At 72.9% G+C, this 16311-nt stretch carries 15 protein-coding genes and 1 pseudogene; 8 read left to right on the top strand and 8 right to left on the bottom strand.

Annotated features, from left to right (window positions below; translation table 11 throughout):
- Positions 1-28 precede the first annotated feature (28 nt).
- Positions 29-1216: pseudogene (locus tag BMZ82_RS23035) on the top strand (FAD-dependent oxidoreductase); the annotation flags it as partial.
- Here BMZ82_RS23035 and BMZ82_RS23030 read toward each other — a convergent pair.
- From BMZ82_RS23030 to BMZ82_RS23015, 4 genes are all read right to left on the bottom strand, one after another.
- Positions 1217-2953 carry an FAD-binding oxidoreductase gene (locus BMZ82_RS23030; protein ID WP_093778771.1) on the bottom strand — a complete coding sequence of 579 codons (1737 nt, stop codon included), beginning with the start codon at positions 2951-2953 and terminating at the stop codon, positions 1217-1219. It abuts the pseudogene before it with no gap.
- Between the two features lie 190 nt (positions 2954-3143).
- Entirely contained in the window at positions 3144-4214 is a 1071-nt protein-coding gene (locus BMZ82_RS23025) for a hypothetical protein (protein ID WP_256252064.1), read from the bottom strand.
- Positions 4215-4253: 39 nt separating this feature from the next.
- Positions 4254-5195: a M48 family metalloprotease gene (locus BMZ82_RS23020; RefSeq protein ID WP_093778767.1), complete on the bottom strand. Its 942-nt coding sequence runs from the start codon at positions 5193-5195 to the stop codon at positions 4254-4256.
- The gene (locus BMZ82_RS23015; protein WP_093778765.1) at positions 5192-5563 is read right to left on the bottom strand and encodes a BlaI/MecI/CopY family transcriptional regulator; all 372 of its coding nucleotides are present in this window, start codon (positions 5561-5563) and stop codon (positions 5192-5194) included. The genes BMZ82_RS23020 and BMZ82_RS23015 overlap by 4 nt, the downstream gene beginning before the upstream one ends.
- Before the next feature lie 119 nt (positions 5564-5682).
- On the opposite strand from BMZ82_RS23015, the gene BMZ82_RS23010 reads away from it, so the two are divergent.
- Genes BMZ82_RS23010 through BMZ82_RS22995 form a run of 4 tightly spaced genes read left to right on the top strand, consistent with a single transcriptional unit; the run spans position 5683 to position 9104 of the window.
- Positions 5683-6324: a phosphatase PAP2 family protein gene (locus BMZ82_RS23010; protein WP_093778763.1), complete on the top strand. Its 642-nt coding sequence runs from the start codon at positions 5683-5685 to the stop codon at positions 6322-6324.
- Entirely contained in the window at positions 6321-7049 is a 729-nt protein-coding gene (locus tag BMZ82_RS23005; protein ID WP_093778761.1) for a phosphatase PAP2 family protein, read from the top strand. Before BMZ82_RS23010 ends, BMZ82_RS23005 begins: the two co-directional genes overlap by 4 nt.
- Positions 7003-7701 carry a response regulator transcription factor gene (locus tag BMZ82_RS23000; protein ID WP_093778759.1) on the top strand — a complete coding sequence of 233 codons (699 nt, stop codon included), beginning with the start codon at positions 7003-7005 and terminating at the stop codon, positions 7699-7701. Before BMZ82_RS23005 ends, BMZ82_RS23000 begins: the two co-directional genes overlap by 47 nt.
- Positions 7698-9104 (top strand): ATP-binding protein, encoded by a 1407-nt coding sequence (locus tag BMZ82_RS22995; protein WP_371271289.1) that lies wholly within the window; start codon positions 7698-7700, stop codon positions 9102-9104. Before BMZ82_RS23000 ends, BMZ82_RS22995 begins: the two co-directional genes overlap by 4 nt.
- Here BMZ82_RS22995 and BMZ82_RS22990 read toward each other — a convergent pair.
- The 4 genes from BMZ82_RS22990 to BMZ82_RS22975 form a co-directional block, all read right to left on the bottom strand.
- Positions 9085-9981 (bottom strand): COG4705 family protein, encoded by an 897-nt coding sequence (locus tag BMZ82_RS22990; protein ID WP_093778757.1) that lies wholly within the window; start codon positions 9979-9981, stop codon positions 9085-9087. The two genes, BMZ82_RS22995 and BMZ82_RS22990, sit on opposite strands and share 20 nt — an antisense overlap.
- A gap of 65 nt (positions 9982-10046) precedes the next feature.
- Positions 10047-10910: a COG4705 family protein gene (locus tag BMZ82_RS22985; protein ID WP_093778930.1), complete on the bottom strand. Its 864-nt coding sequence runs from the start codon at positions 10908-10910 to the stop codon at positions 10047-10049.
- Between the two features lie 97 nt (positions 10911-11007).
- Positions 11008-12432, bottom strand: coding sequence for a sensor histidine kinase (locus tag BMZ82_RS22980; RefSeq protein WP_093778755.1), 1425 nt, complete (start codon positions 12430-12432; stop codon positions 11008-11010).
- Complete coding sequence (locus BMZ82_RS22975; RefSeq protein WP_093778753.1) at positions 12429-13163, bottom strand: response regulator transcription factor; 735 nt, start codon at positions 13161-13163, stop codon at positions 12429-12431. The genes BMZ82_RS22980 and BMZ82_RS22975 overlap by 4 nt, the downstream gene beginning before the upstream one ends.
- Before the next feature lie 170 nt (positions 13164-13333).
- Between BMZ82_RS22975 and BMZ82_RS22970 the strand changes: the two genes are divergently transcribed.
- Genes BMZ82_RS22970 through BMZ82_RS22960 form a run of 3 tightly spaced genes read left to right on the top strand, consistent with a single transcriptional unit; the run spans position 13334 to position 15915 of the window.
- Positions 13334-14698 (top strand): ferredoxin reductase family protein, encoded by a 1365-nt coding sequence (locus tag BMZ82_RS22970; RefSeq protein WP_093778751.1) that lies wholly within the window; start codon positions 13334-13336, stop codon positions 14696-14698.
- Positions 14699-14711: 13 nt separating this feature from the next.
- The gene (locus BMZ82_RS22965) at positions 14712-15155 is read left to right on the top strand and encodes an FMN-binding protein (RefSeq protein WP_093778749.1); all 444 of its coding nucleotides are present in this window, start codon (positions 14712-14714) and stop codon (positions 15153-15155) included.
- Positions 15148-15915 (top strand): FAD:protein FMN transferase, encoded by a 768-nt coding sequence (locus BMZ82_RS22960; RefSeq protein ID WP_093778747.1) that lies wholly within the window; start codon positions 15148-15150, stop codon positions 15913-15915. Before BMZ82_RS22965 ends, BMZ82_RS22960 begins: the two co-directional genes overlap by 8 nt.
- The last annotated feature ends 396 nt before the right edge of the window (positions 15916-16311 follow it).

The raw sequence follows: 16311 nt of genomic DNA, 5'->3' as shown, positions 1-16311 counted from the left end.
GGGACCGGACCGTACAGGGAGAAGCGGGGTAGGCATGGCACGTTTCCTGGTCATCGGCGGCGGTATCGCCGGCACGGCGGCGGCTCTGGCGCTGCACAAGGCGGGCCGGGAGGTCGCCGTGTACGAGGCGCATCCCGACTCCGCCGAGGACATCGGCGCGTTCCTCACCCTCGCGAGCAACGGCCTGCGGGCCCTCGCCCAACTCGACGCCACCGCCGCGGTCACCGAGCTCGGCTTCCCGCTCACCTCGATGCGCGTACTGGACCACACGGGCACCGAGTCGGCGCACGTGCCGCTCGGCGAGGCCGACGACCCCGCGCTGCGCTTCCGGTGCCTGCGCCGCGGCGAACTCGGCGCGGCCCTCCAGGCGGAGGCGGTGCGGCGCGGCATCCCGGTCGTTCACGGCGCGCGTCTCGCCGCCGTCGAGGACGGCCCCGACGGCGTCACCGCCCACTTCGCCGACGGCAGCACGGCGTCGGGCGACCTGCTCATCGGCGCGGACGGCCTCAACTCCACCGTCCGCCGCACCACCACCCCCACCGCACAGCCCCGTTACGCGGGACAGCACGTCTTCTACGGCTACACGGACGCCGCCCCGAAGTCCGGTACGGACGACACCGCGTGCATCACGATGACGCGCGGCAGCACAGCCGCCTTCGGCCATACGACGTCACCCGGCGGTGAGACGTACTGGTTCGCCCGGGTATCCGCCCCCGAACCCCTCACCAGCGGCGAGTTGGCCGACGCCGGCCCCACTCACTGGCGCGACCTGCTGCTCCCGCTGCTGCGCGAGGACCCCACCCCGGCCGCAGGCGTCGTCGAGGCCACCACGGCCCCCGTCCTGGTCACCAACGCCACCGAGCTGCCCAACGGCACCTCCTGGCGCACCGGCCGCACCCTCCTCGTCGGGGACGCGGCCCACGCGGCCTCCCCCGCGACCGGACAGGGCGCTTCCCTGGCCCTGGAGGACGCGGTGATCCTCGCCAAGTGCCTGCGCGACACACCGGACTTGGACTCCGCACTTTCCCGCTACGAGGCACTGCGCCGCCCCCGCGTCGAACACAACACCACCGCCAGCGGCAACATCTCCCGCGGCACGCAGCCCCCGCCCCGCCCCACGGGAGCCACCTCCGCGCCCGCGCCCGCACCCCGCCCCGGCGACGCCGAACTCATCCGCCAACTGGACTGGGACTCCCGCATCCCGTCCTCCCCCTGATCACTCGCGCCGCTGTGTTCCCGGCAGTTCGATCGACTGGGCGTGGCGGAAGACGTTCCGTGGGTCCCAGTAAGCCTTGGCGCGCTGGAGTCGGGCGTAGTTGGCGCCGTAGTAGAGGTGGTACCAGGGCTGGTCGGAGGCGTTGTGCGCGCTGTCGCCGAGGTCGACGTCCGGGTAATTGACGTAGCAGCCGTCGGTGTTGACCTCGTCGAGCACATTCGGGTCCGGATTTCGGTCCTGGTCCGGGTCCGGGTCCGGGACTACCGGGACGCCGCCGGTCTCCATGTACACGTCCTCGTAGAAGTCGCGGATCCAGGTCAGGTGGGGCTCGGCGATGGACGGGTCGGCAAGGGCGTCCTGGTAGTCGTAGACGCCGTCGTGGTTGGCGTCCTCGCCCCAGGTCCAGTACGCCTGGTACTGGAGTTTCAGCACGGACGAGCGCTGCGGGACCGCCGTCGCGGACGGGTCGACGTCGTTGATCCGGCCGCCGTAGGAGTCCACCTGGAGCAGCGCCTGATCGTTGGTGTACGTCTCGTCGGTGAGGCGGTCGAAGATCGCGTCGAGCTGGCGCTCGGTGAAGTTGGCCGTGTGGTAGGCGGACTTGTACTTGCCGCACCGGCTCGGGCCGGAGCCGTTGAGGTTCTGCGTCGCCGTGAGCCAGGGCAGCCGGGTGGGGACGAAGTGGTCGTAGAGCGCCGGGTGTTCGCCCACCTGAACGTCGAACGGGGTCTGCGGGTAGGTGTCTTCGGGGGCGAGCCAGTCGAGGAAGCGGTTGAGGCGCTCGATCGAGTCCTCGCGGGTGCCGTCGAGTTGGAGGACGAGGCCGACCTTTCCGGCCGCGTGGTTGGTCAGTTTGAGCAGGGTGAACATGTCGTGCCAGTCGAACTCCCGCAGGATGTCCGGCCCTTCGCCGGTGCGCTCGCCCTCGAAGAACTCGCCGTAACGGCGCACCAGGCCCTTGAACTTGTCCCGGTCCCGCTTGAACATCCCCCAGTCCCACGACAACGCCCGGGTGAGCACCTGCGCGGGCGGCTGGGGAAGACCGCGGAACCAATACCTGGTGACCACGCCGAAGTTGCCGCCCCCGCCGCCGGTGTGCGCCCACCACAGGTCGCGCAGCGCGGGCTCCGACGAGTCCTTGCGGGCCACGGTGACCTCGGCGTGGGTCAGGTCGCGGACGGTGACCACCTCGACGGCGTAGAGGTGGTCGACGGTGAGGCCGTGCAGCCGCGACAGCAGGCCGAAGCCGCCACCGGAGATGTGACCGCCCGCACCGACCGAGTAGCACGAACCGCCGGGCACGGCGAGGCCGTAGCGGCGGTGGAGCTGGGTGATGGTCTCCCAGTTCGTCGCGCCCGCCTCGACGCAGTAGGCGTCCATCCGGGGGTCGTAGTAGACGCCGTTCATGCTGCTGACGTCGATGATGACGGCGACGTCGTCACCGCAGACGAAGTTCTCGTAGCAGTGCCCGCCGGAGCGGACGGTGATCCGGCCCGGCGACGATCCCCCGGCGGTGCGGGTGAGGAAGGTGCCGAGGGCGGCGACCACGTCGGCGGTACCGGCGGCCACCACGACGTACTCGGGAGAGGCGATCCAGCGCTGGTTGAAGCCCCGGCGCAGCGCCTCGTAGCGCGCGTCGCCCGGCCCGACCTCGGTCGGGCCGACGGGCCCGGAACCAGAAGCAGGACTGGGACCGGGAGCGGGACCGGGAGCGGGACCGGTGGATGCCGTGGTCATGTCGTCGATACCTCCACGTCAGGCTGTGGTCGTCCGTCGTCGACAGCCTCGCGCGGTGACGGGGTCGGCGGCTCCGCCATCCGGGTGGCGGGCACGGGCGCGAGGAAGCACCGACGGCACCGCGCCGCGCGCCGGAGCGGCCGCACGGGGCAAGTCGGCGTCGGCGCACTTCGCCGTGACGGGCACGGAGTCAACTGCTGCGGAGGCGGGCCGCCAGCGCGGCGAGGGTCTGGGCGGTGTCGGTCAGGGACTGCACGGCCGCCTCCAGGTCCAGGGCCACCTCGGTCGCGTCGGCGCCGGTGGTCTTCGGCGCGGGGACCGGCGTACCGCGATAGCCGATGGGGCCCTCGTTGTGGCGCTGGTAGTAGCCCACGAAGCCCTGACCGGCGGGGGGTTCGACGAAACGGACCTGGGCGAGCTGGGTCTCCTCCGCGCCGGAGTTGGCGCTGATCTCCAGCCGATAGTGGCGATAGGCGGTGGCGCGGGCGGCGGCCCGCAGGACGAACTCCCTGTTCTGGAAGCGGCTGTTGAAGGTTTCCCCGGTACGGGAGTCCAGCGGCGTCCAGGTGTGGCCGTCGAAGGAGCCGAGGAGGGTCCAGTCGCGGGGGTCGCGGTCGGGGCAGTCGTTCGCCGACGTCAGGGAGTACGACGCGAGGGCGGCGGGGCGGGCGAGGGTGAAGTCGAGCAGGGCGCTGTCGTCGAAGGTCAGCCACTTGTTGCGGGAGTCGTTCAGGAGGTTGGCCGCGATCTCCCATCCGCCGTCGTGTTCCTCGCTGGCCTCCACTTCGGTGACCTTGACGTCGCCGCCCGTCGCGGCCTGGAGCATGACCGCACCGGAGTTGCCTCGCTGGTCGCGCCAGGACACCCGCTCGACGGGAGCCGCGCCGTCGTCCACCAGCAGCCGCAACTCGGGCGAGGCGTGCCAGCCGCCGCCCCAGCCCTCCTCCGTGCGGAAGCGGTGCGTACGGGACTCCGGGGCGTCGTCGAGACCCTCGAGGGACGTCCAACTGCCGGTGAGGCGACCGCGGTACTCGTAGACGGCGCCGTCGGCGGCACGGTGACTGCCGTGGAAGTCGGACATGTTGGACTGGAAGCTGATGGCCGACTCCGCGCCGTCCGTCCCCCGCCAGTTGAGCTGCGCGGGCAGCGAGTGCTCGTCCCGGTCGATGTGGAACAGCAGCGGCGGCCCCGCCTCCCACGACGAGGAGGACGAGGAGTGCGATGGGGATGACGGGGAGGCGTCGGCGAAGGGGGCGCGGATTTCGGAAAGAAGGGTCGATGCCGACCACCGGGGGCGGGCTCAGCGGGGCTCTTCGCCCTGGGCGACCTCGACCTCGTGGTGGAAGGCGACGACACCGGTCGCGGCGGCGGTGGCTGACAGGGTCGCGCAGGTGGCGAGGAGGAGGGCGATCCAGCACATCGACCGCCGGGGGCGGCCCGCAGGGGCGGCGAGGAGGGCCGCGACGCGGCGGGGCACAGGGCCGGTGGTCGCCCCGGGGGCGAAGTCCGGGCGGGTGGGAGGGGTGGTGCGGGCGGCCTGGCCGGCGAGGGCGGCGCGGGCGATGGCGCGGGCCAGCAGGCGGCGGTCGCCCACGGCGGCGGCCGCGGCCTCGTCGGCGGCGCGTTCCGCGGCCAGGCGGATGGCGGTGCGGACCGGGCGCAGCGCGGGGTGGCAGTGGGCGGCGAGTTCGGCGGCGGCCAGGAAGTAGTGGTGGCCGCTCCGGTTGTGGGCGCGTTCGTGGGAGAAGAGGGCGTCGCGCTCGTCCGGGCCGAGACTGCGCAGCATGGCGGTGGTGACGACGATGCGGTGCGGGCGGCCGGGAAGGGCGTACGCGTCCGGCTGTGGCGAGTCGACCACGCACAGGTCGCCCGCGGCGGGCCGCCGGTCGGCCTCGGCGCGGGCGGTGCGGAAGGCGCGCGTCTGGCGCAGGGCCGAGCGCGCGAGGGTCCAGGCCCCGACGGTGAGCAGGCCGGTGGCGAGCGCGGCCGCGGGCAGCACCGGGTAGCCCGCCGGTGTGCGCAGGGGGTGGACGAGTTCGCCGAGCGCCGCGAACGCGGGCAGCTCGAGCAGTCCGGTCAGGACGAGCGCGCCGAGCGCGGCCACACACGCGCCCGCCAGTACCAGGGCGGCGGCGGTGAGCGCCCACAAGGCGGCGGCCGGGGCCAGCCGGTCCAGGGCCCGCCGGGCGAGCGGCGGCATCGCGAAGGGCAGCAGGAGCGGAATCAGCAGCAGGGCGGTCATCGGTCGTCGGCCTCCAGCAGCCGGCGCAGGAGCTGTTCGTCGTCCGGATCGAGCTGGGCGACGAAGCGGGCCAGGACGGTCTCGCGGTCGGCGTCACGGTCCAGCTCGGTGTGCATGCGGCGGGCGGTGAGGCCCTGGGCGTCCTGCACGGGGTGGTAGGCGTAGCCGCGGCCCTGCGGACGGCGGTCGACGACACCCTTGTCGTACAGGCGGGACAGGGTCGTCGTCACCGTCGTACGGGCCAGGTCGGCGGCGAGTTCGACCTGCACCTGCCCCGGGGTGAGGGGCGCGTCGGCGGCCCACAGGGCCGCCATGACGGCGGCTTCGAGCTCGCCGGCCGGTCGGCGTTCGTCCTTCGCGTCGGTCATGGGAACGATCCTCACCCCATCTTCGTCTACAGTTCAGTAGACCGTCTACAGAATTGTAGTCACCCGGTCGCCCCGCCTCCGCGTGCGCCCGCACTTCCAGTATGAGAGGACTCGCGCCGATGACCGCCCCCCTGTCCGCGGCCTCCGGTACGTGGACGCCCCTCGCCTTCGACGGCTCGTCCATCGACGGCTCCGCCTACTCCGATGTGGTGAATCTCGCTCACCGCTCGCCCGGCTGGCTGGACGACGGGGTGGCGGCCTGGTCGACGTACGGACTGGCGGTGTTCGCCGTGCTGATGGCCGTGGCCTGGTGGCGGGCCCGGCGGGTGAGCGCCACGGCCGCGGTGAGCGCGCTGGCGGTGCCGGTCGTCGTGGTCGCGGGGTACGGGGTGGACGCCGCCCTGAAGCTGGCGGTGCGCGAGGACCGGCCCTGCCGGAGCCTGCGCGTGGCCACCCTGGAGGCGTGCCCGGCCCCGGGCGACTGGTCCTTCCCCAGCAACCACGCGGCCGTCGCCGCAGCGGCCGCGGTGGCCCTGTGGTTCGTCTCCCGCCGGCTCGGCGCGGTCGCGGCCGTGGCCGCCTGCGCGATGGCGGCCTCCCGGGTCTGGGTCGGCGCGCACTACCCGCACGACGTCGCCGCAGGAGTGGCCGTCGGCGCCCTCGTCGCGGCACTCGCGATGATCACGCTGCGCCGCCGCCCCGACGCCTTGGTCCGCCGGCTCACCGGCACGCGACTACGTCCCCTGCTGGCGGCGTCATGAAACGCGGCGACCTGCGCGACCTGGCGGGCGTCGTCGGCCTCGGCGCGTGGACGGCGTTCGGCGTACTGGCCATGATCGTGATCGGCGACGGACAGCCGCTGTACGGGGACGAGGACCTGCTGACCTGGTCCGTAGCCCACCGCCCGGACGTGGCGGTGGCGCTCGCCCGCGGCCTGACCGCCACCGGCACCGGAGTCGTCCCGTACGTCCTCGCCGTACTGGCGGGGATCATCGCCGCGCGCACCCCGCGCCGGCAGGCGATCGCCGCCGCGCTCTGCCTCGGCTGCCTCGGCGCGGCGCAGGCGGCGCGGTACGGAGTGATGGCGCTCGTCGCCCGACCCCGCCCCGACCCCGTGGACTGGGCCACGCACGCCTCGGGGTGGGCGTTCCCCTCCGGCCACACCACGACGGCCGCGGTCACCGCCGGCCTCCTCGTCATCGCCGTGTACGCGCGCGCCCCACGCGGCAGAACCCTGATCGCCCTCGTCCTCGGCTGCTGGGGCGCGCTGGTCGGGCTCACCCGCGTCTATCTCGGGGTGCACTGGTTCACCGACGTCGTCGGCGGCTGGCTGTTCGCGCTGGGCTGGCTGGGCCTCGCCCTGTACGCGGCCGCCCGGTGGCTGCCCGAGGGGTTCACCACAGACACGACGGACCCAGACCCAGAGCCTACGGAGGACCATGCGCCCCAAGATCCTGGTCGTCGAGGACGATCACGCCCTGCGTGACGTCCTGCTGCGCGGCCTGCGCGAGGAGGACTTCGACCCGGTGCCCGCCCCGGACGGGGCAACCGCCCTGCGGCTGACCACCGGTACCGGCACCGGTGCCGATGGCTGCGCTGGTGGCGGTGCCATCGCCGCGGCCGTCCTGGACGTAGGCCTGCCCGACGCGGACGGCCGGGACGTGTGCCAGGCGATGCGCGCGAACGGATTCCTGGCCCCCGTCATCTTCCTGACCGCCCGGCACCGGCTCACCGACCGGCTGTCCGGGTTCTCCGCCGGGGGCGACGACTACCTGCCCAAGCCGTTCCACCTCGCCGAACTCGCCGCCAGACTGCGCGCGGCCGTCAAACGCGCCGCGCCACTTCCCGTTGCCACGGCCGGTGACCTGGTCCTGGACGCCGTCCGGCACAGCGCCAGCGCGCACGGCACCCAGGTCGACCTCACACCGACGGAGTTCCGTCTCCTGGCGGCGCTCATGACGGCGTCCGGGGGCATCGTGCGCCGCCGCGAACTGCTCAGAGCAGGCTGGCCCGAAGGAGCCCAGGTCAGCGACAACACCCTCGACCAGTACCTGACCCGGCTGCGCCGCAAGCTGCGCGAGGCGGACAGCGCCCTGACGATCACCACCGCCCGCGGAATCGGCCACCGCCTGTCATGAACTCCCGGTTCCCCCGACTCACGTCGCGCTCCCGGTCCCCCCTGTTCCCCCTTTTCTCCCGGCTGGCACCGCGGACCCTGCGCGGCCGCCTCTCCCTGGTGGCCCTGACCACAGCCACCCTCCTGATGGTGATCCTCACCGTCGCCTTCAACACGGTCATCCGCCACCGCCTCCAGCACCAGGCAGACGACGAACTGCGCACCCGGGCCGCCGCCGTCGCCACCACCATCGACACCGGCGGCCCCACGGTGCGCGTCCTGGAGGCCTCCGACGACCGGCTCCTCGACACGAACGTGTGGATCTACACGGGCACCCGGCTGCTCGAACAGCCACCGTCCACCACAGCCGACAGCACTCTCGCCCGCGCCGCCGACCGGCTCGCGCGGCAGCACGGGGCGCATTGCCTGACCTCCGCCGAACCGGCCCCCGCCCGGCTGTGCAGCATGCCCGTCTCCGGCACCCGGAACACCGCGACCGTCGTCACCGCGCTGGACCTCACCCCCTACCAAAGCTCGGCCGACACCCTGCTGCTGGCCTCGCTGTGCCTGGACGCCGTCATGCTCGCCTGCACCTACCTGCTGACGCGGCTCGCGGTCGGACGCGCGCTGCGTCCCGTGGGCACCATGACCGACCAGGCCACCCAGTGGAGCGCCGTAACGTCCGAGGAACGCTTCGGCGCTGTCCATCGCCCGGCCGAACTCGCCCGCCTGGGTGGGTCGTTGGACGCGCTGCTGGACCGCATCCGCGCCGTCCTGCGCCATGAGCAGCAGTTGACCGGCGAGTTGTCCCACGAACTGCGCACCCCGCTCAGCCGGATCATCGCCGAACTCGACTGGTGGCAGGCCCGACCGCGCTCGGCCGCCGAAACCGAGGCCGCCCACGAGGTGATCGCCGACGCCGCCCGCTCCATGCGCACCATCTGCGACACCCTGCTGGACGACGCCCGCGAGACCACGACCACGGCCCCCGGCACGGCCGAGATCCTGCCGACCCTGCACCGACTAGCCACCGGTCTGGAGACACCGGGCGCCGTGACGGTCGACGTACGAGGCGAGGGGGCGGCGCTGAAGGCCGGAGTCCAGACGGCCCTCCTCGAACGCATCGTCAGCCCGCTGCTCGCCAACGCCGTCCGCCACGCCACCTCGCACGTCACCGTCACCGCGCGCCGCGAGCCCGACGGCGTACGCATCGACGTCGCCGACGACGGCCGCGGGGTACCCGAGTCGTTCACGGCGCAGCTCTTCCAGCCCGGCCGGCGGGCCGACCCCGGCGACGGACACGGCGGAGCGGGCCTGGGGCTGCCGCTGGCGCGACGCCTGGCCCGCTCCGCCGGCGGTGAGGTGACGTACGACCCCGGTCACAAGCCCGGGGCCAGGTTCACCCTCAGACTGCCCGCCGGGTGACGGCCTCCTGCTCGACCGCCTCCTGCCGCGAGACGGCGGTCCGGCGCTCCTGTACCTGGGCGTACGCCATGAGTCCCACCAGGACGGCCAGCAGGACGGCCGACGAACCCGCCGTACCGAGGTCGAGGCCGCCCTTGGCGACCGGCTTGGTGAGGAAGTCCCCCGCGGTGGCGCCCAGCGGGCGGGTCAGCACGAAGGCGAACCAGAACAGCAGCACGTTCGGCACCGCGGGCACCCGCATCAGGACGAGCAGCCCCGCGAGCGTCCCGGAGACGAGCAGCGCGCCGCCCGCGTAGCCGAGGCCGGAGCTGTCGGACAGGAAGTCGCCCATGGACGTGCCGAGGGTGTTGGAGACGAGGATCGCCGTCCAGAAGAGGGCCTCTCCGCGGAAGGTGACGATGTCGCGGATGACGAACGTCATCCCGGTCAGCTTCCACACCGCGAAGACGACGATCAGGACGGAGACCAGGATCGCGGCGCCGGCGGGGTAGCCGAGGCCCAGGCCCTGCGGGCCCCAGCCGAGCGACGTGGCGCCGTTCGAGAGGTACTTGGCGCTGCCGTCGCGGTTCATGAAGTCGGACATCGTCGTGCCGGCCGTGCTGGTGGACAGGATGACGGTCCAGTAGCAGAACGGGTTGTAGCGGCGGGACCCGAGCTGGACCACCAGGGTCACGACGAAGATCAGGAACAGGGCGATCGTGGTGAGGAAGTAGCCCAGCTTCAGGGTCTGGGCGAACAGGTCACCGGCGGTCTCGCCCAGGGTCGTGGCCGCGATCTTCATGATCCAGAAGGCGAGGGTGACCTCGGGCAGCTTCTTCGTCACCGAGCCGGTCTCACCGGCGGGATCCAGGTCGGCGAGCAGTTCTAACTTCTTCAAGGGGAGTGCTCCTGTGTGTGAGGGAGGAGGTGGTGCCGTGAGCGCGTCAGAACGCCTGCGGGCGCCTACTCCGTGCGGGCGATCGGCTCCGGCCCGGTGACGTCCTTGCGCGTCACCGCCAGGAACACCACCAGGCCGAGGACGACCGCGAGGAACAGCACGCTGGTCACCACGGTGCCCAGGCCCAGGCCGCCGTCACCGGTCGGCTGGGAGAGGTAGTCGCCCGTCGACGCGCCGAACGGGCGGGTCAGGACGTAGGCGATCCAGAAGCTCCACACCGCGTTCGCGCCGAGCGCGAAGCGCGCCGCCGCCGCCGCGGCGATGGCCACGGCGAACAGAGCCGCGGAGACCCAGTAGCCCAGGGCCAGGCGCTCGGCGACCAGGTCGCCCGCCGCGGTGCCCAGCGCGAAGGTGAACAGGACCGCCAGCCAGTAGAAGGACTCCCGGCGCGGGGTGTCGACGCTGTGGATGGACAGCGTCCGCTCGCTGCGGTGCCAGGCGACGAACACGATCGCGAGGACGACGGCGAACACCGTGGTGCTGACCGTGAGCGGTACGCCCATGTTGTCGGTCAGGTTGTCACTGACCAGGGTGCCGACGACGCTGATCAGGGCAACGGCCGTCCAGTACACGCCGGCCCGGTACGCGGCGGTCCGGAACTGGACGACGAGCACCACCGCCAGGAGCGCGCTCATCAGCAGCGACACACCGGTCAGGCCCAGCCCGGCCTTCTCGTTGAGCAGGTCGGCCGCGGTCTCGCCGACCGTCGTGCACAGCACCTTGATGACCCAGAAGTACACGGTGACTTCGGGCACCTTGTTCCAGCGCGGACGGTGGCCGCGGGCGGTCGGGGCGGACCGGCGCGCCACCGTCGCCTTCGCCGTCACCGTCACAGAGGCCTCAGAAGCCTCGGAGGCCTCGGACGTCATCTCGGATGTCATGAGGCCCGACCGTGCCACCGGGAACCTGAACACATCCTGACTGCCGCGTCGGCAGGCCGCTGCTCGTCGGTCCGGCCGGGCGGTGTCAGCCCGGGAGGGTGAGGCGGAAGACGGTGTGTCCGGGGCCGCTGGTGACCGTGGCCGTTCCGCCGTGGGCGGTGATGACGGCGTGGACGATGGCGAGGCCGAGACCGGTGCTTCCGGTGCTGCGGGAGCGGGCGTGGTCGGCTCGGACGAAGCGTCCGAAGACCTCGGGCTGGAGTTCGGCGGGGATTCCCGGTCCGTCGTCGCTCACGCTGACGCGAACGCCGGCCTGATCGGTGGTGAGAGTGATGGTCACCCGGGTGCCGGGCGGGGTGTGGATGCGGGCGTTGGCGAGGAGGTTGCCGATGGCCTGTTGGAGCCGGTGGGCGTCGCCGGAGACGACGACGGCTTCCTCGGGGAGGTCGAGGAGCCAGTGGTGGCCGGGGCCCGCGGCCCGCGCGTCGTCCATCGCGTTGAGGATCAGCAGGGTCAGATCGACCGGCTCGTGTCCGAGGGGGCGTCCGGCGTCCAGGCGGGCGAGGAGCAGCAGGTCGTCGACGAGGTGGGTCATGCGCTGCGACTCGGCGTCGATGCGCACCAGGGCATGGCGTACCTCGGCGGGGACGGGGCCGTCGTGGCGCAGGGCGAGTTCGGCGTGGCCGCGGATGTTGGCGACGGGGGTGCGCAGTTCGTGGCTGGCGTCGGCGGCGAAGTGCCGGAGTCTCTCCTCGCTGGCCTGGCGGCGGGTGAGGGCGTTCTCGACATGGCCGAGCATGTGGTTGAGCGCAGTGCCGACCTGGCCGACCTCGGTGCGGGGGTCGGTGTCGGGCAGTGGCCCCGGCATGGCGATCTCACCACTGGCGAGCGGCAGTCCGGCTACCTCCGCCGCCCGGGCGGTGACCCGTTGGAGCGGGCGCAGTGAGGCTCGTACCCACAGGGCCCCGGCGATGCCGGTGACCGTGAGGGCTGCGCCGAACAGGACCGTTTCGACGGCTTCGAGACGGTGGACGGTCTCCTCCAGCGGGTGCAGGGGCAGCCCGGTGATCAGGATGTCCCGGTCGTCGCCCTGGACGGCCGCGAGGCGGTACGCCCCCAGAGCGGACAGGTGGACGCTGTGTCCGCTCCCGTCGGCGGGGAGCCCCGTCAGGGCGCGGCGGTCCCCGGCGGTGAGCCGGACGAGGCGGTCGTTGGCGTCGTCGATGACGGCCGCCTGGGTGACGGTGCCCTTCAGGAGGCGGGCGCCGAAGGTCGACTCGGCCTGACCGCGCGTGTCCGGGCGGTTGTCGGCGTCGGGCCGGGCCTCGTGTTCCAGGCTGGCGGCGAACCTGCCGCCGGAGGAGGAGAGCTGTTCGTCCAGGCGCCCCGTCAGGAAGCCTCGCAGGGCGAGGGCGGTGACGGTGCCGACGGCCAGACAGGCGAGGGCGAGCAGGGTGACGAGGCCGGCGGTGAGCTGACCCCGCAGGGTGCGGGGCGGCAGACGTCTCACGGGGAATCCGGCTTGAGGACGTAGCCGACGCCGCGCACGGTGTGGATCATCGGGGTGCGTCCGGCGTCGATCTTCTTGCGCAGGTAGCTGATGTAGAGCTCGACGACGTGCGCCTGGCCGCCGAAGTCGTAGGCCCAGACCCGGTCGAGGATCTGCTCCTTGGACAGGACCCGGCGCGGGTTGCGCATCAGGAAGCGCAGGAGTTCGAACTCGGTTCGGGACAGGTCGACGACGACTCCCGCGCGCCTGACCTCCCTGGCCTCCTCGTCCATGGACAGGTCCCCGACGGTGAGCCGGTTGGTGCCCGGCTCGGCGGCCATTCCGGCCCGCCGGAGCAGCCCGCGCACCCGGGCCAGGACCTCTTCCAGGCTGTAGGGCTTGGTGACGTAGTCGTCGCCGCCCGCGGTGATGCCGGCGATACGGTCCTCGACCGCGTCGCGGGCGGTCAGGAACAGCACGCACACGTCGGCTGTCTCACGCCGCAGGGCGCCCAGGACCTGGAGGCCGTTCAGGTCGGGCAGCATCCAGTCCAGGACCACGGCGTCGGGCCGGAAGTCGCGGGCTGCGGTGAGGGCGCTCGCGCCGTCCGCGGCGGTGCGGACCTGCCAGCCCTCACCGGTCATCGCTCCGGCCAGGACGTCGGTGACGTCGGGTTCGTCGTCGACGACGAGGATCCGTACCGGTTCTCCGTCGGGGCGGTGCAGAAGGGATGTCGTACGAGGTGTGTCCATGGTCCCTCCAGCATCCCCCGGAGTCGGGGGACGCAGGGCGAGGCATGTCTCTGAGTTTCCTCTGAATCGGCGCCGAGGGCGGTCGGCGGGGCCGTTTCAGAAGGTACGCAGAGGTTGGGCTGTGAGGCTGGCCGCCCATCGCCGGAGCGAGTCCGGGCCGAAGGAGCCTCATGACCACGACGTTCACCACCAGCACGGACACGACCCGCGGGACACGCCGCCGACGCCCGCGCCACAGCGCCGTGCCCTTCCTGGCGCCGCTGGTCATCTGGGCCGGAGCCGCCGGGGTGCTCGCGCTCTGGTGGAGCGACACGACCTCGGTGGTCGGCCCGGCGGGCTGGCTCACCGGCGCGGGACGCATCACCGGGCTCCTGGCCGGGTACGCCTGCGCGGTCCTGCTCGCCCTCATGGCCCGCGTGCCCCTGCTGGACCACACCGTCGGCACCGACCGGCTCGCCCGCTGGCACGCCTTCGGCGGCCGCTGCACCGTCTCGCTCGCCCTGGCCCACACCCTGCTGATCATCTGGGGCTACTCGCTGACGTCCCACACGAACGTGGTGAGCCAGACCTCCACGCTCGTCCTGCACTACCCCGACCTCCTCAAGGGCACCGCCGGCTTCCTGCTGTTCCTGGCCACCGGAGTCCTCTCGGCCCGCGCGGCACGCCGCAGGATGAGTTACGAGACCTGGCACTACCTGCACTTCGCCACCTACCTGGCCGTCTTCCTGGCCTTCGGCCACCAGCTGTCCAACGGCGCCGACTTCGTCGGCAACCGCCTCGCCCAGGCGGCCTGGTACACGCTCTTCCTCGGCGTCGCGGCGCTGGTCGCCTGGTACCGGTTCGCCGTCCCGCTGCGGCGCGGACTGCGCCACCGCCTGCGCGTCACAGCGGTCCGCCCCGAGGCGCCGGGCGTGGTCTCCGTCCACCTCACCGGCGAGCACCTGGACGAACTGGGGGGCGAGCCCGGGCAGTTCCTGCGCTGGCGCTTCCTGGCCCGCGGGCTGTGGTGGACCGCCAACCCCTACTCCCTCTCCGCCCCCGCGCACCCCCGTCACCTGCGGATCACGGTGAAGGCCGCCGGTGGCCACAGTGCCGCGCTGGCCCGCCTGGCGCCCGGCACCCGGGTGTGGGCCGAGGGACCCTACGGCGGCTTCACCGCGAACCGCCGTACCGCCCGCAAGGTCCTGCTCCTGGCCGGCGGCGTCGGCATCACCCCGCTGCGCGCGCTCTTCGAGACGCTGCCGGGCCAGGTCACCCTCGTCTACCGGGCCCGCCACCGCGAAGACCTCGCCCTGCGCGGTGAGATCGACGCCATCGCCGCTCGCCGGCGAGCCACCGTGCACTACGACGTCGGCGAGCCCGCCGGACGCTCCTCCCCCCTCACCGCCAGGGCTCTGACCGCCCTGGTCCCGGATCTGGCCGCGCACGACGTCTACCTGTGCGGGCCGCCCGGCATGACACAGGCCGCCGTCCGGGCCCTGCGCGACGCCGGCGTCCCGGCGCGGCGTATCCACCACGAGTCGTTCGCGTTCTGAGGAGAACCCGCCGATGCGCCGAGCCGTCCTCGCCACCACCGGGACCAGCGCCCTGATCGTCGCGCTGCTCGCCCTCAAACCCCACCAGTTCCCCGCCCTCGCCGGTGTGAGCCCCCGATCCCCCACGGCCTCCTCGCCCCCGGGCACCGCCGCGGGCACCTCTCCGGGCCCGTCCACCGGGACGGGCACCTTCACGGGGGACCCCGTCGACACCCGGTACGGGACCGTGCAGGTCGCCGCGACCCTCGCCAAGGGAAAGATCACCTCGATCAAGGTCCTCCAGGCACCGGACCAGAACGGACGCGACCAGCAGATCGCCTCCTACGCGCTGCCCCGCCTCACCCAGGAGGCGATCGGTGCGCAGAGCGCGCACATCGACGCCGTGTCGGGAGCCAGCTACACCAGCCAGGGCTACGTCGAGTCCCTGCAGAGCGCCCTGGACCAGGCACATGCCTGACACCGCGCACGGGCTGCGCCACGTCGAGCACGTCATGGGCACCGTCTTCTCCTTCGACATCCGCGACAAGCCCACCGCCGCCATCCACCGCGCCCTGGCCGAGGCCGTGCGGTGGCTCCACCGGGTCGACGCCGTGTTCTCCACCTACCGGCCGGACAGCCACATCAGCCGTCTCGGCCGCGGCGAGATCCACCTCGGCGACTGCCCGCCCGAGGTCCACGAGGTGCTGTCCCTGTGCGAACGGGCGGCCCAGGTCACCGACGGCTGGTTCAGCATCGTCCCGGCGGGCGTCCTCGACCCGTCGGGGCTCGTCAAGGGCTGGGCCACCGAAGCCGCGTCCCGGCTCCTTCACGAGGCCGGCGCGCACCACACCTGCGTCAACGGCGGCGGTGACCTCCAGCTCCGCGGCCGGGCGGCCCCCGGCACCCCGTGGCGCATCGGCGTCGCCCACCCCCTGCGCCCCGGCGAGCTCGTCACCGTCGTCACAGCCCACCACGACCTGGCCGTCGCCACCTCCGGCACCGGCGAACGCGGCGCCCACATCATGGACCCGCACCACGGCACACCCGCCGGCGCGTTCGCCTCCCTCACCCTCGTCGGCCCCCGCCTGACCCTGACCGACGCCTACGCCACGGCGGCCTTCGCCGGCGGCGACGCAGCCCGGAACTGGCTGGACACACTGGAGGGTTACGAAGCTCTCGCCGTACTGCCCGACGGCCGGGAATGGCGCACCCCGGGATTCGGCCGCTACGGGTCATGAGGTGGACGCCGGCCACCGCACCGCCCCGCCCCGGCCCCTTCTGATCCGCGAACCCACGTCCGCCGAGGAGTTCCACAGCCGGCGGCGACGAAGGACATGACACCCGCGGGGACCGGGCGCGGGTACCGGGCGAACAGGCGGCGTGACAGACGTCATTGACAAGCCGAATCCGCCAAGGTTGTCGTGTGCACATGCTCCGATGCCCTGGACCCCGCCGCACTCGCCGAGCCGACGGCACCGCTGTCGGCGCCGGTCGCGGCCCGTCGCCGGGCGGCGCGTGCGCGAAGACCCCGGGTGCCGTCCCCAGCGCAAAGGGCGGGCGGCTGCCATGGACGTACGGTCACTGACCGGGCGCAGCGAGCTGCTCGACACCGCACGGGCCGGGTTGACGGCCCG

Source organism: Streptomyces sp. yr375, from assembly GCF_900110755.1.
Taxonomy (GTDB): domain Bacteria; phylum Actinomycetota; class Actinomycetes; order Streptomycetales; family Streptomycetaceae; genus Streptomyces.
The sequence above is the reverse complement of the archived record's forward strand: the minus strand, read 5'-3'. Positions and strand labels throughout refer to the sequence as shown.

What these genes read in the sequence shown, in the direction of transcription:
- BMZ82_RS23030 (WP_093778771.1), bottom strand. Translation starts at nt 2,953, where the DNA reads ATGACCACGGCATCCACCGGTCCCGCTCCCGGTCCCGCTCCCGGTCCC.
- BMZ82_RS23020 (WP_093778767.1), bottom strand. Translation starts at nt 5,195, where the DNA reads ATGACCGCCCTGCTGCTGATTCCGCTCCTGCTGCCCTTCGCGATGCCG.
- BMZ82_RS23015 (WP_093778765.1), bottom strand. Translation starts at nt 5,563, where the DNA reads ATGACCGACGCGAAGGACGAACGCCGACCGGCCGGCGAGCTCGAAGCC.
- BMZ82_RS23010 (WP_093778763.1), top strand. Translation starts at nt 5,683, where the DNA reads ATGACCGCCCCCCTGTCCGCGGCCTCCGGTACGTGGACGCCCCTCGCC.
- BMZ82_RS23005 (WP_093778761.1), top strand. Translation starts at nt 6,321, where the DNA reads ATGAAACGCGGCGACCTGCGCGACCTGGCGGGCGTCGTCGGCCTCGGC.
- BMZ82_RS23000 (WP_093778759.1), top strand. Translation starts at nt 7,003, where the DNA reads ATGCGCCCCAAGATCCTGGTCGTCGAGGACGATCACGCCCTGCGTGAC.
- BMZ82_RS22995 (WP_371271289.1), top strand. Translation starts at nt 7,698, where the DNA reads ATGAACTCCCGGTTCCCCCGACTCACGTCGCGCTCCCGGTCCCCCCTG.
- BMZ82_RS22985 (WP_093778930.1), bottom strand. Translation starts at nt 10,910, where the DNA reads ATGACGTCCGAGGCCTCCGAGGCTTCTGAGGCCTCTGTGACGGTGACG.
- BMZ82_RS22975 (WP_093778753.1), bottom strand. Translation starts at nt 13,163, where the DNA reads ATGGACACACCTCGTACGACATCCCTTCTGCACCGCCCCGACGGAGAA.
- BMZ82_RS22970 (WP_093778751.1), top strand. Translation starts at nt 13,334, where the DNA reads ATGACCACGACGTTCACCACCAGCACGGACACGACCCGCGGGACACGC.
- BMZ82_RS22965 (WP_093778749.1), top strand. Translation starts at nt 14,712, where the DNA reads ATGCGCCGAGCCGTCCTCGCCACCACCGGGACCAGCGCCCTGATCGTC.
- BMZ82_RS22960 (WP_093778747.1), top strand. Translation starts at nt 15,148, where the DNA reads ATGCCTGACACCGCGCACGGGCTGCGCCACGTCGAGCACGTCATGGGC.